Source organism: Pseudomonas parafulva (assembly GCF_002021815.1).
Taxonomy (GTDB): Bacteria; Pseudomonadota; Gammaproteobacteria; order Pseudomonadales; family Pseudomonadaceae; genus Aquipseudomonas; species Aquipseudomonas parafulva_B.
The window spans coordinates 2,921,264-2,934,421 of sequence record NZ_CP019952.1; the positions used below are offsets into that span (position 1 = coordinate 2,921,264).

Below are 13,158 nucleotides of genomic sequence, written 5' to 3' on the forward strand. Positions count from 1 at the left end.
ATCTCTCAATAGGCCTGGCTCAAATGGTCGGCAACCGGCCCCAAGGCCAAGGTCGGCAGGAAGGTCAGCCCGCCTACCAGCAGGATGGTCAGCAGCAGCAGGAGGGTGAACAGTGGCCCTTGGGTGGGAAAGCTGTTGGGGCCTTGAGGTGCCTGTGGCTTGGCTGCCAGGCTCCCAGCCAGCGCCAGGACAGGCAGGATGTAACCGAAACGGCCGATCAGCATCGCCAGACCGATCATGAGGTTGTGAAACACCGTGTTGGCGCCAAAGCCTGCGAAGGCCGACCCGTTATTGGCGGCCCCGGAGGTATAGGCATAAAGCAACTGACTGAAGCCATGGGCGCCAGGGTTGCTCACCGCTGTGGCCGGCCCTGGCAGGCTGGCAGCGACGGCGGCCAGTACCAGCACGCCGACCGGCATCACCAGCAACGTCGCCACCAGCAGCTGTACCTCGCGGGCTTGAAGCTTCTTGCCCAGGTACTCCGGCGTGCGGCCGATCATCAGCCCGCACAGGAACACTGCGATCAGCACGAACAGCAACATGCCGTACAGGCCTGCCCCGACGCCGCCGAAGATGACTTCGCCGACCATCATGTTGACCATGGCCACCATGCCTGTCAGTGGGTTGAGGCTGTCGTGCATGGCATTGACCGAACCGTTGGAGGCTGCCGTGGTAGTGACTGTCCACAACACCGAACCCGTGATACCGAAGCGACTTTCCTTGCCTTCCAGAGGGGCTGCCTGCTCCACCTCGCTGACGTGCAGCGCCGGGTTGGGCTGGTGTTCGGACCACAAAGCCGATGCGCCGCCGACCAGAAACAATGCAAGCATGCAGGCCACAATGGCGCGGCTCTGGCGCAGGTCTTTCACGTAATGGCCGAACATGAACACCAGCGCCACGGGAATCAGGATGATCGCCGACACCTCGAACAGGTTGCTCCACGCTGTCGGGTTTTCAAACGGATGCGCCGAGTTGACGCCGAAGAAGCCACCGCCGTTGGTACCCAGTTGCTTGATCGCAATCTGGCTGGCTGCCGGGCCGAGCGGGATCAGCTGCTCGGCCCCTTGCAATGTCAGGGCATGGGCATAGTCGCTGAAGGTCTGGGGCACGCCCTGCCATACCAACAGCAGCGCCAGTAGCAGGGACAGGGGTAACAGCCCATAAAGCGTGGCCCGGGTCATGTCCACCCAGAAATTACCCAAGGCCGCACTGCTGCGACGGGCGATACCACGGCACAAGGCTACCAGCACGGCCAGGCCCGTGGCCGCACTGATGAAGTTCTGCACGGTCAGGCCGAGCATCTGGTTCAGGTAGCTGATGGAGGCCTCGCCACTGTAGGCCTGCCAGTTGGTGTTGGTCACGAAGCTGACCGCGGTGTTGAAGGCCAGCGACCACTCAAGGCCGGGTAAGCGCTGCGGATTCAATGGCAGAAGGCCTTGGGCCACCAGCGCGCCGAACAGCAGTAGGAACCCAACTAAATTGAAGATCAGAAGCGCCAGGGCATAGTGGCGCCAGCCCTGCTGCTGCGATGGGCAGACCCCAGCCACCCGGTAACAGACATTTTCAATCGGTCCCAGTAATGGCGTAAGCCAGGTGCGCCGGCCTTCCATGACATTGAAGTAGTACCTTCCCAGCCAAGGGGCCGGTAGCAGGACAATGGCGAAGAAGGCCATCAGCAAGGCGATATCGTAGGCGTGCATTGGCGCCCCCTTAGCTGCGATCGGCGCGTAGTAGCGCCGTCAGCAGGTACACCGCCATGGCCACCGCGATCAGCAGTGACAACCCTTCGAGCAAGTTCATGAATCAATCCCCGTTGATGCGGCTGCGGCCGCTTTATGGGGATTTTCGGTCAGGCCAGCGTAAAGGCTCGAGATCGTGGGGGCAGGCCTGGCATAAAGAACACGTAAAGAAACATGCTCGACCAGGCGGCAGGCCTAGGCAGTCGGGGTAGGCTGCACGTTGCGACTCCAGTCCAGCAGCAGGCTGTAGCCGATGGCCAGTAACGTCGGGCCGATGAACAGGCCGATGAAGCCGAAGGCAATCAGGCCGCCGAACACGCCGAGCAACACGATCACGAGCGGTAAGTCGCCGCCACGGCTGATCAGGTAGGGCTTGAGCACGTTGTCCACGCCACTGATCACGAAGGTGCCCCAGATACCCATGAAGATCGCCATGCCGTAGTCACCCTTCCAGATCAGCCAGCCGGTCACCGGCAGCCAGGCCAGCGGCGGGCCCATGGGGATCAGGCTGAGCATGAAGGTGATCAAACCAAGCACGATGGCACCCGGCACGCCTGCGATGAGAAAGCCGATCAACGCGAGCAGGGCTTGCGCCGCCGCCGTACCGATCACGCCATTGACCACCCGTTGTACCGTGCCGGCCACCAGGTTCAGGTAATACTCGGCGCGCTCGCCGGTCAGCCGGTGCAGCAGCCGAAGCACGAACGCCGAGAGCCGCGGCCCGTCGCGGTAGAAGAAGAACACGAAGACCAGGCTCAGGGTGAGTTCCAGCACGCCACTTCCGATCTGCGCGCTGCGGGCCAGGAGCCAGTTGCCCACCTGCCCCAAGTAGGGTTTGACCGATGCCAGCAGCGCGGCGCCCTGCTGGTCCAGCGACGACCACCAGCTGGCCATGCGTTCGCCTACCAACGGGATGTCGACCAGCCACAAAGGCGCATCCGGCAGGCCATCGACCTGCACATCACGCACGAACAAGGTCGCATCACGAATGTGGTCGGCCAGGTTGAAGCCCAGCCAGACCAAGGGCAGCGCCACGATGAGGATCCAGGCGCTGGTCAACAATCCGGCGGCAAGGGTTTCGCGCCCACCCAGCACGCGGGTCAGGAACCGCATCAAGGGCCAGCTGGCGAATGCGAGGATGGCGCCCCACAGCAGCGCCGAAATGAAGGGGGCCATGACCCATAGGCCGGCGCCTAGCAATGCCAGCAAAAGGATCTGGATCAGCAGGCGATCATTGTCAACCATGGTCTTGCCCGTCAACGGATCAGTTCGAGGTGCAGGCCATCGGTCGGCGAATCGCCGAGCTCCAGGCGAGCGCTGCGTACACCGGCCTTTATCAGTGCTTCACGCCAGGCCTCGGCCTGGGCACCGCTCAGGGTGGCGCGCAAGGTGCTGTCCAGATTGAGGCTGCGTGCAAGCAGGGTTGCCCAAGCCGGCTGCGGCTCGCTCAGATCAGGATAATCGAGCTTGCCGGTGTCACGCATTTCACGCAGCACGGTTGCAGCAGTAGGCAGCAGTTCACCCAACGGGCTGGCGGCGACGAACTCCTCCACATGCAGGTAGGCCCGGCGATTACCACGGGTCACGCTGTAGAGTGCGACCAACGTATCGGCCTGCTCGGCAGAGCGGCGCAGCAGGATGAACGCCTGGCGCTCATCGCCACCATTGAGCCGAGCATTGGCAAAGACATCGTTGGCCCACAGGCTAGCCTCGCCACAGTCGCGGCCCTGGCACCAGAACAACGGATACCCGCCGTCTTGCTGCAAGGCCTCGCGCGCGCGCGTGAAAGCCTCCCGCGCGGAGCGCTCAACCGGCAGCTCATAGGTGGTGGAACTGACCTGGCCACGGCTCTCTACTTTATCCTCCACCCGCAGGCGGCCGCTAATCTTGCGCAGTGGCCCCAATGGATAGACGCGCTCCTGCTCCACAGCCGGGCGCTGATCGACAACCTTGGCGTCCACTGGCACTGGCAGGCTGCCGGCCCAGAGCGTGGTGCTGGCAAGCAGCGCGCTGACGGCCAACAGGCAACGCAAGGCGGCAGGCGCACTCATAGGCGGCCCACGCGGCGCTCGGCGTCAAGGTGAAGCATGTACATGTCTGGCAATTGCATGGTTGTCTCCCTGATCAACCCGCCAAGCCTCGACACTTGTCCGGTGCAAGTCAAGCAAAGCCAAAGAAGCGATTGAAACAGTCTGCTACAAGCGTTGCGCCCTGCTCATCGTTCAGGTGCAGGTGATGGCCACCGGGCAAGGTCACTTGTTCAAAGGGTAGCTGCTCAAGCAACCCCTCGCGACGCGCCAGCATACCCTGCGCTGCCACCACCAGGCAGCCGGGGCACTTGACGTGCCGCACGTGGGCCATCGCCTGGGCTTGCGTCAGGCGCATCGGCGAGGGCAAGGTCAGGCGACTGTCGCTGCGCCAGCTGTAGCCACCGGCCACGGGCATCAGCCCACGCTGGGCCAGCAGCTCGGCCGCTTCGCGGCTCACCGCGACCATGCCCTTCATGCGTGCCTCCACGCCTTGGTCCTGGGTGCTGTACACCGACTTGCGCTTGGTATCGAGGCGCATCTGGGCGCGCAGCGCCATCCCCAGCCGCTCGGCAGCATCCTGCTCCTCACCGGTAGGCGGGATGAGGCCATCGATGAGCGCCAGGTGGCTGACACGCTCGGGCAATGCGGCGGCCAGTTGCACGCTGATGATAGCGCCCAGTGAATGCCCCAGCAGGGCGAAGCGCTCCCAGCCAAGTTGCTCGGCTGCGCGCACGATGTCGTAGGCGTAGTCGGCCAGCGCGTAGCCGGCACCCGGCGGACGATGTTGCGAATGGCCATGACCGGCCATGTCCAAGGCCACGATGCGCAGGCCCCGAAGGCGGGGCGCCAGGCGCGCGAAGCTGTTGGCGTTGTCCAGCCAGCCGTGCAATGCGATCACCGGCAGGCCGTCCTCGGGGCCGAACACGTGGCCGGCCAGCTCGATATGGCCAAGGTTCAAGCGTATGTCTTCGACCTGGATATTCATGCCTGACCCCACCGATCGAACAGGCCCTTGATCAGGCTGGCGGTATCTTCCGGGTGCTCAAGCGGGAACATGTGGCCACCCGGAACGCTGTGATATTCCCCCTTCGGCATGCCCCGCACCGCCAAGGCATGATGACGACGCACCACGGTACTGGCCTGACCACGGACCATGGCCAGCGGCAGGTGCAACTGCTGAACAGGCGCAGGGCTCAGGTGGGGTACGTTGCGATAGATGCTGATTTCGATAGCAGGATCGAAGCGCAGGCACAGCGCGTGCTGATGCTCGTGCAGGCCATGCTCGACGTAGGCATCCAGGCAGTCGGGGTCGAAGTGGCGGAACAGTGATCGGCTGGCGAAATAGGAACGGGCACTGAGCCGATCTTCGAATTCGGCGCGCCGACCTAGCGTCCGGCCGGCCGGGGTAATGCGGTCGATCAAGCCCAGGTGCTTGGCAGCGCGCAGCAGCCACTGGTCTGCGCGGGTCAGCACGGGCGAGTCGAGCATGACCACGCCCCGGTAGAGCTCAGGTCGCCGCAGGGCGGCATGCAAATGCAGAACACCCCCTAACGAATGTCCCACACCCCATACGGGGCCTGGCTGCTGCTCAAGGTGGTACAACAGCTCGTCCACCAGGCTCTGCCAGTTGGCGTCTACCGGAAAGCGCGGATCGTGGCCGTGCTGGGGCAAGCTCTGCACAGAGTAGTCCGGCGCCAGGGCGGCGAACAACTTGCCGTAGGTTGCCGACGGAAACCCATTGGCATGGGCAAAGAATATCGGTTGCGGCATGGTGGGCTTCCGGGCGCAGAGAGTGGCCCATTGTGGTTGTCCACCAAGCCCCAGGCAACGTTCGGAAAGGTCATCGGCAAGGGCGATCAGGTCAGGCCGATCGATCAAAGCTACCCAGCGAGCGGCGCAGACACGCCTTGATGAAGGCTTGCTGGCTTTCCAGCGCCTCGCGCGCCAGACGCTGGTCTTCAGCGTCAAGATCCAATCTGCGCAGCGCCAGGCAGCTGGTTTGTATCAGGTGGGCCACGCGGGTGCAGGCTAGCTGCAAGGCAAGCAGTTCCTGCTCGGCTTGCTGACGTCGACCTTCCTCAAGCGCCGTGTTCGCCTCGATCTTGCGCATCAGGTGATAGAACTTGGCGTCGGAGACCTCCCGCAGCAAGCTGTGCTGGGCGTGGTCCAGGGCGATGCCTTGCTCGACCTTCTCCGTGGTGGTTTGCAGGTTCAGCGAGCACAACAATTTCAACATTTCGCCCGTCATCGACCCAACCTTATGCCTGTTCTTTGTGACTAAGCTAGCAAGTCGCAATCGATTGAAACAACTAACAAAAATGCCAGTTGCCTCCATTGCAAACCTGTATGACGTAGCCAGCGCAGGCAATCAGCAGGACATGTGCAAGGCGCGCAGCGACATCAATCCCGCCAAGGGCCAATCCCCTTCTAGCTCCGCTAGGCTTGCCGTGCCCATGGCGGCCGGCCGCTGCAGGTGACCGTGCTCGAGCAACCCGACTAGGTGGCCGACCAACGGCTGGTGGCTGACCAGCAGCACGTGATCCAGACCAAGGCGTTCAATCTGGCCGATCGTGTGTTGCACATCGCTCTCGGGCATCAGCCACGGCACCGTGCGTACCGGCTCGCTAAACCCCAATGCCTCATGGACCAACGCAGCGCTCTGCTGCGCCCGAACATAAGGGCTGGCAATGATCGCCTGCAGTGGCTTGCCTGCCAGGTGTGCAGCGCTGTGCAGAACCTGCTCGTGACCGCGCGCGGTCAAGCGCCGCTCGGCATCGCGGGTGGCTCGCGGCTCGGCTTCACCGTGGCGCAACACCCACAGGTTCACAGCTTGGGCTCTCGGTCAGGTTCAGCAGGCGCAGGCGCGCGCGCCACATGGGGCGCCTCGCCGTCCGCCGGGCGTGGTGCTGGCCAATCGGCAAACGGCCAGGGCTTCTGATCGGTATGGAAGGTGCCGAAACGTCCGATCTGAGCCAGGTACTGGCTCAGGCTATCGCCAACGTCCATCACGCTGGCGCTGGGCGCACCGTAGATCAGTCGATAGATCAACTGGACTACTACCAGACCGGCCAGCAGCAACTCGGCCAATTGCCAGACCACCAGGAAAACCAGCATCCAGACCACGCGCAGGATCAGGGACTCGCGCTGGGCATGTTCAGGGGTATCGTTCATGTGTCGCTCCTTGCCGTTTGCCAGGGTTATCAGGGTTCAGTTGAAGCCGCTGGTGGAAATGAAATCGACATCGGTCTTCGGCTCGGCGCTCATCAGGTGCTCGATCACCTGATTCAACGTGCGGCCTTCGAACAGGATGGCATGCAGGCCGGCGACCAGGGGCATGTACACCTGCGCCTGCTGGGCCTTGGCCTTGAGTACCTTGAGGGTGTTGACGCCCTCTGCCACTTCCCCCAGCCGACTCACCGCCTCATCCAGGCTCAGCCCTTGGCCGAGCGCGTAGCCCACCTGGTAGTTACGACTCTTGGGTGAGGAGCAGGTGACGATCAGGTCGCCCACGCCGGCCAGGCCCAGGAAGGTCATGGGGTTGGCGCCCTGACTGACTGCAAAGCGGGTCATCTCGGCCAGTGCGCGGGTGATCAGCATGCTCTTGGTGTTCTCGCCCATGCCCAGCGCCACGGCCGTGCCAGCGATGATGGCGTAGACGTTCTTCAGGGCGCCACCGAGTTCCACGCCAAAACGGTCACTGCTGGCATACACGCGGAAGGTCCTGCCATGCAGCACAGCCTGCACCTGTTGGCACAGGCGCTCGTCTTCGCTGGCCACCACAGTGGCAGTCAGGGCGTGCTCGGCAATTTCCCGGGCAAGGTTGGGCCCGGAGAGCACACCTATGCGCGCCTGCGGGGCGATCTCCTCGACGATCTGGCTCATCAGCTTGAACGTCTGGGCCTCGATCCCTTTGGTGAGGCTGACCAGTCCTTTGCCACGCAGCAGGTCGGCATGTGGCGCCAATACGCTACGCAAGGCACTGGAGGGCAAGGCCACGAAAATCAGGTCGCACGCCTGGAGCGTGGCCAGCAGGTCATTGACCGGCTCTACCCCCTCGTGCAGCCCAATGCCCTTGAGGTAGCGCGGGTTCTCGCGATGCTCACGCATCGCCTGGGCCTGTGCCGGGTCGCGCATCCATTGGCGCACGGGCACACCGTTCTGTGCCAGCAGGTTTGCCACGGCCGTGCCGAAGCTGCCGCCGCCCAGAACTGCAACAGGTTGCTGATCAGTCATATCCAATCCGTTAACACCTAAAATAAATGGCGACCGGCGCATTATACGGGTCACCTGCCCTGCGCCAAGGCCGGTCGGGCATTGCTCGCCCAGGCCAGGTGCATGCCCACTGATCGGCCAGCATCAATACCGCCGCAGATCACTGGCAAAACGGCAAAGTTCATTTACCATGCCGGCTTACCCACGATACAAGGCCGCTCCGTGCTCCCTGGCTCGCCTCCCTACCCGCGGCTGTTGCTGTTGACCGCCCTGCTCGGTGCACCTGCGCTGGCAGATGACTTGTTCATCGACAACAGCGACCTGCCACAGGTTTTGACTGCAACACGCCTCAAACAATCCCCGGCTGCGGTGCCAGGGAGCATGACCGTGCTCGACGGCGCCTTGATCCGGGCCAGCGGCGCGCGTGACATCCCCGAGCTGCTCAGGCTCGTGCCAGGGATGATGGTGGGCTATTTGGCTGGCAATCAACCGACCGTCAATTACCACGGCAGCAACGTCAACGAAGCGCGCCGCATGCAGGTGCTGATCGACGGCCGCTCGGTGTATCGGGCCGGGCTGGCGACGGTAGACTGGAGCGATATCCCGCTGGCGCTGGAAGACATCGACCGAATCGAGGTGTTCAGAGGGCCGAACACGGTCAGCTATGGCGCCAATGCCCTGATGGCCGTGGTGAACATCCTCACCCGCAATCCTGCCGACAGCCACGGCACGCGCCTGAAAGTCACGCGCGGGCAAAACGGCATCGACGACTTCTATGCCAGCCAGGGCTTTGGCTGGGACAACGGCGATATGCGTCTGTCCATCTCGGGCCTGCAGGATGATGGGTTCGACCATGACCAGTTCGGCCAGCACTACCGTGACAGCCGCCGCGCCACACGTTTGAACCTGAGCGCCAGCCATGCCCTGGCGCAGGACCAGACACTGGACTGGCAACTGGCCGCCAAAGAAGGCACCAACCAGCGGCCCTATACCTACCAGCCAGTGTTCCCGTTCGTGACCCAGCGCGGCAAGGATGCCGACGTCAAGTCCATGGACTATGCAGGCTCGGTGCGCTGGAACATCGACTTTGCCGCTGAACACAGCCTGTACGTCCAGGGTTCGGCGCAGCACTTCGACCGCCAGCAAGTGTGGCGGGCCTGCGACGCGGCGTTGTCCTTCAGCCCTGAACTCACCCGCCTCTGGCAAATGAACCCCAATTACGCCGAACGGGTAGCCCGCGGCGCGAACAACCCGCCCCCTAGCAGCAACCCTCAGGAGCAGGCCCTGGTCGATGCGATCAAGGAGCAGTGGAACAACCAGGGCGGCAGTGACGTGGTGTGCGGCGATGTCGACCAGAGCACGCGTGAAACCCGCTATGACCTGGAAATCCAGGACACCTACAGCCTGACCGACAGTCTGCGCCTGCTCAGCGGCATGAACTATCGCTATGATCGTGCCGACTCGCAGACCTACTTCAATGGCAGCGTGGACGATCAGACCTGGCGGCTTTTCGGGCAACTGGAGTGGCGAGCCGACGAGCACTGGATCGTGCAGGGCGGCGCCATGTTCGAGGATTCGCGGCTCTCTGGCAGCTCGCTTACCCCACGGTTGGCGATCAATTACCTGATCACTCCGCGCCATGGCCTGCGCGCCGTCTATTCCGAGGCGGTACGTTCGCCTGACATGTTCGAAAACAACGTCAACTGGAGCTACACCGTCAAGAACCTGATGCCCTACGCCTTTGGCCAGCAGCATGGCGAATACTTCGTCAAGACCCGCGGCCCTGGTGACCTGGAGCAGGAGCACATGCGCTCGCGTGAGCTGGGCTACAACGGCTACTTCAGCGATCTGGACCTGAGCATGGACCTGAAGGTGTTCTTTGATGAGATCACCGGCATGATCAGCGAGCCGCTCAAGAACAACCAGTACATCGCCAGCAATGCGAACCGCGCGCGCTTCAGCGGCAGCGAGGCCCAATTCGATTGGCGCCCTACCCTGCGCGACCGGCTGCGGTTGACCTTCGCCCATGTCGACGCCTGGGCCAGCAATCCTGCCGACCGCAACCTCAGCGCCAGCAACAGCGGCTCAGTCGGCTGGATGAGGGACTGGGGCCACGGCTGGTCCAGTGGTGCTTTCTATTATGGAGACGATGCCCTCAATCAGTACCGCTACGAACGCCTGGACCTGCGCGTGGCCAAGCGTTGGCGCGTGTACGAGAGCAACCTGGAACTGGCAGCCCTGTGGCAGCAACGCCTGGATGATGAGCCCACCACGGCCGTGCAGAACCGCTACGACAGCCGGCATCGGCTGAGCCTGAGCGCGGAGCTGGAGTTCTGATGGTTCGGTTGCTGCGCCTGTTGGTGCTATGGCTGTGGCCATTGGGACAGTTGTCCGCTAGCGAAATCCTGCTGGTCGGCGCCCAGGACCAGCCGGGCATCCGCAGCTTCATCGCTGCCCTGGAAAGTCGACGCCCCAATGACCACGTGCATTTCCAGGCTGCCAGCGAGCTGCCTGCGCCGGGCCGGCTTGACCTGGACCTGCGCTTGGTGTTGCTGGACGATGAGGCACTGCAATGGCGCCTGTCGCAAACCGCCGGGCCACCGGCACTGGCCATGAGGGTCAGCCGGGTGCAGGTGGAACAGCGCCTGGGAAAGTCACGCCCCGGGTTTCTCACCTTGCTGTGGAGCGACCCGCCGCTGGATCGGCAACTGCGCTTGACCCGCTACCTGTTGCCGCAAGCCAGGCGCATCGGGGTGCTGTACGGTGAGCACAGTGGGTTTCTGCTGGATGAGCTGCGCCGTGCCGCGCAACCGCTTGGCCTGGAGATCGTGGCACAGGCTTGGCCCGACCCGCGTGACAGCCGCCCCTTGCAATACCTTCTGGGCAGCAGTGACGTGCTGCTCGGGCTCGATGATTCGGACCTGTACAATTCCAAGACAGCGAAAAACCTGTTGCTCAGCAGTTACGGCCGTCAAATGGCCCTGATCGGCCCCAATGCCGGATTCGTCCGTGCCGGCGCGCTGGCCAGCACCTTTAGCGACCAGCAAGATTGGCTGAGCGTGCTCGACAGCCTGCTCGGGCAATCGCCTGCGCGCTGGCCCCGCAGCCTCTACCCAGCTCATTTCGGGGTCAGCGGCAATCAGCAGGTGGCACGGGCGCTGGGCCTGGAGCCCATTGATCCCGACGCCGCTGCCCAAGCCCTGGCTGCTGGAGAGCGCACCCCATGACCAAGGGCCTGAACTGGGACATTCATACGCGCACACAGATCATTAGCCTAGGCCCGGCGCTGCTGCTGACGCTGCTTTTGATCAGCTTCTTCACGTTCGTGCGCATCCAGGATTTGCGTCAGGAGCTCAACCACACCGGCCAATTGATTGCCAACCAGCTTGCGCCCGCGTCCGAATACGGGGTCATCTCAGGCAACAATGAAGTGCTCGAAGGCCTGATGCGCGCCACCCTGAGCATTCCCCACGTGCGGTTTCTGGAGGTGCAGGACAGCCGCAACCATATTTTGGTGTACGTCGAGCAGTCTGACGAAAGCACCAACCGCGCCCAGCAGGTGGAGGTGTTTCAGGCGCCGATTCGTCTGCAACAGATTCGACTCGAAAGCGATTTTCTCCAGGAAGGCCTGGCGGCGGCCCCGGCTATTGGCGATGACTACCTGGGGCGGGTTATCGTCGGCATGTCGGACGATGCGTTCAGTCAGCGTCAGCAGGAGATCGTGATCAAGGCCGCCGTGCTGGCGTTGTTCGCACTGCTGTTCACCTTCCTGCTGGCTCGCCGCCTGGCCCTGAGCCTGGCCAAACCCATCAGCGACATGGGCCATGCCGTCAAGGCCATCCAGCAGGGTCACTACGATACGCCCGTTCCGGTGGTGGACGACAGCGAGCTGGGGCATCTGGCCCGGCACATCAATAATCTGGCCCGTGCGCTGGAGCAGGCCAGTACCGAGCAGAAGACAGCCATTGCCGAGCTGATCCAGGCTCGCGAAGAGGCCGAGCAGGCCAACCGCGCCAAGTCCGATTTCCTGGCCATGATGAGCCACGAGCTGCGCACACCGCTCAACGGTGTACTGGGCATGCTGCAATTGCTCGAAACCACCTCGATGAGCAGCGAGCAGGCCGACTACACCGCAGTGGCGAGCGAGTCGACGGGGCATCTGCTGCGGGTCATCAATGACATCCTCGATTTCTCGCGGATTGAACGGGCGGCCTTGCAGCTCGAGCACATCGACTTCAACCTCGGCGAGCTCATCACCCACTGCGTCCAGTCATTCCAGCATGCAGCGCAGCAACAAGGGCTGACGCTGGACTTGAGCCTGGCCGAGAACACCGCCCAGTTGCAGGTGAACGGCGACCCTACCCGGATCCGGCAGATTCTCCTGAACCTGATCGGTAATGCCCTGAAGTTCACCGAACAGGGGCAGGTGCAGGTCGAGGCCCGTTGGCAGGTGATGGATGAGCAGCGCATCTGGCTGACATGCAGCGTGCAGGACACGGGTATCGGCATCGACAACGATCGCCTGGAGATGATGTTCGTCGCGTTCCAGCAGGCCGACAGCTCGATTTCCCGTCGCTACGGCGGCACCGGCTTGGGCCTGTCCATCGCGCGCACCCTGGCCGAACGCATGGGTGGGCACCTGCATGGCCAGAGCCTCGAAGGCCATGGCTCGACCTTTACGCTGGAGATGCCCCTGGCATTGCCAGCATTGACGCGCCGGGCCCGCCACGTTGCGCCGCCCGGCCAGCTTGCCTGGACCGAACCCACCAGGGTATTGCTGGTCGAAGATAATGCCGTCAACCAGAACGTCACCGAGGCCATGTTGCGCAGCCTGGGCGTTGAGGTGAGCACGGCCGATGACGGTCAGCAGGCCGTGGAGCAGGTCAGGCTGCAGCATTTCGCCGCCGTTTTCATGGACTGTGGCCTGCCCTACATGGACGGTTACGAGGCCACGCGTCAATTGCGCCTGCTGACAAACGGCGCGCACGTACCGATCATCGCCCTGACCGCCAATGCGTTGCAGGGTGACCGCGAACGGTGTATTGCCGCAGGGATGGATGACTACCTGAGCAAACCCCTGCGCCGCAGTGAATTGCAGCAGGTGCTGGCGCGCTGGCTGCCAGGACAGGCAACCGCGACTGGCGATAAATGCTAAAGTGCGGCAGTCTTAAACACTG

The 13,158-nt window shown here is 63.1% G+C and carries 13 protein-coding genes; 3 read left to right on the forward strand and 10 right to left on the reverse strand.

Translation table 11 applies throughout. The features are described from left to right. Nucleotides 1-5: 5 nt before the first annotated feature. The 10 genes from kdpA to B2J77_RS13210 all read right to left on the reverse strand — a co-directional run bounded on the left by kdpA (nucleotide 6) and on the right by B2J77_RS13210 (nucleotide 8,002). Nucleotides 6-1,700, reverse strand: coding sequence for a potassium-transporting ATPase subunit KdpA (gene kdpA / locus B2J77_RS13165; protein ID WP_078478817.1), 1,695 nt, complete (start codon nucleotides 1,698-1,700; stop codon nucleotides 6-8). A gap of 10 nt (nucleotides 1,701-1,710) precedes the next feature. After that, on the reverse strand, nucleotides 1,711-1,800 hold the full coding sequence (gene kdpF / locus B2J77_RS13170) for a K(+)-transporting ATPase subunit F (RefSeq protein WP_058639621.1): 90 nt from the start codon (nucleotides 1,798-1,800) through the stop codon (nucleotides 1,711-1,713). A 134-nt stretch (nucleotides 1,801-1,934) separates the two neighbouring features. Then, a complete protein-coding gene (locus B2J77_RS13175; RefSeq protein ID WP_078479437.1) occupies nucleotides 1,935-2,984 on the reverse strand; it encodes an AI-2E family transporter in 1,050 nt (349 codons plus the stop codon). 11 nt (nucleotides 2,985-2,995) lie between these two features. Beyond that, nucleotides 2,996-3,790 carry a DUF4892 domain-containing protein gene (locus B2J77_RS13180; protein ID WP_078478818.1) on the reverse strand — a complete coding sequence of 265 codons (795 nt, stop codon included), beginning with the start codon at nucleotides 3,788-3,790 and terminating at the stop codon, nucleotides 2,996-2,998. Nucleotides 3,791-3,899: 109 nt separating this feature from the next. Further along, nucleotides 3,900-4,754 (reverse strand): alpha/beta hydrolase, encoded by an 855-nt coding sequence (locus B2J77_RS13185; protein ID WP_078478819.1) that lies wholly within the window; start codon nucleotides 4,752-4,754, stop codon nucleotides 3,900-3,902. Continuing rightward, nucleotides 4,751-5,539, reverse strand: coding sequence for an alpha/beta fold hydrolase (locus B2J77_RS13190; RefSeq protein WP_058639962.1), 789 nt, complete (start codon nucleotides 5,537-5,539; stop codon nucleotides 4,751-4,753). The genes B2J77_RS13185 and B2J77_RS13190 overlap by 4 nt, the downstream gene beginning before the upstream one ends. 91 nt (nucleotides 5,540-5,630) lie before the next feature. Further along, entirely contained in the window at nucleotides 5,631-6,005 is a 375-nt protein-coding gene (locus B2J77_RS13195) for a hypothetical protein (protein WP_058639964.1), read from the reverse strand. Nucleotides 6,006-6,137: 132 nt separating this feature from the next. Continuing rightward, the gene (gene sixA / locus B2J77_RS13200) at nucleotides 6,138-6,596 is read right to left on the reverse strand and encodes a phosphohistidine phosphatase SixA (protein WP_078478820.1); all 459 of its coding nucleotides are present in this window, start codon (nucleotides 6,594-6,596) and stop codon (nucleotides 6,138-6,140) included. After that, nucleotides 6,593-6,940 carry a DUF4389 domain-containing protein gene (locus tag B2J77_RS13205; RefSeq protein ID WP_058602678.1) on the reverse strand — a complete coding sequence of 116 codons (348 nt, stop codon included), beginning with the start codon at nucleotides 6,938-6,940 and terminating at the stop codon, nucleotides 6,593-6,595. The genes sixA and B2J77_RS13205 overlap by 4 nt, the downstream gene beginning before the upstream one ends. A gap of 36 nt (nucleotides 6,941-6,976) precedes the next feature. Next, nucleotides 6,977-8,002, reverse strand: coding sequence for an NAD(P)H-dependent glycerol-3-phosphate dehydrogenase (locus B2J77_RS13210; RefSeq protein ID WP_078478821.1), 1,026 nt, complete (start codon nucleotides 8,000-8,002; stop codon nucleotides 6,977-6,979). Between the two features lie 201 nt (nucleotides 8,003-8,203). Here B2J77_RS13210 and B2J77_RS13215 point away from each other — a divergent pair, with 201 nt between their 5' ends. From B2J77_RS13215 to B2J77_RS13225, 3 genes are read left to right on the forward strand one after another with little or no spacing between them, the layout of a single operon-like run. Further along, nucleotides 8,204-10,318 (forward strand): TonB-dependent receptor plug domain-containing protein, encoded by a 2,115-nt coding sequence (locus tag B2J77_RS13215; RefSeq protein WP_058639735.1) that lies wholly within the window; start codon nucleotides 8,204-8,206, stop codon nucleotides 10,316-10,318. Next, a complete protein-coding gene (locus B2J77_RS13220; RefSeq protein WP_058639736.1) occupies nucleotides 10,318-11,208 on the forward strand; it encodes a hypothetical protein in 891 nt (296 codons plus the stop codon). Before B2J77_RS13215 ends, B2J77_RS13220 begins: the two co-directional genes overlap by 1 nt. Further along, entirely contained in the window at nucleotides 11,205-13,136 is a 1,932-nt protein-coding gene (locus B2J77_RS13225; protein WP_078478822.1) for an ATP-binding protein, read from the forward strand. The genes B2J77_RS13220 and B2J77_RS13225 overlap by 4 nt, the downstream gene beginning before the upstream one ends. The last annotated feature ends 22 nt before the right edge of the window (nucleotides 13,137-13,158 follow it).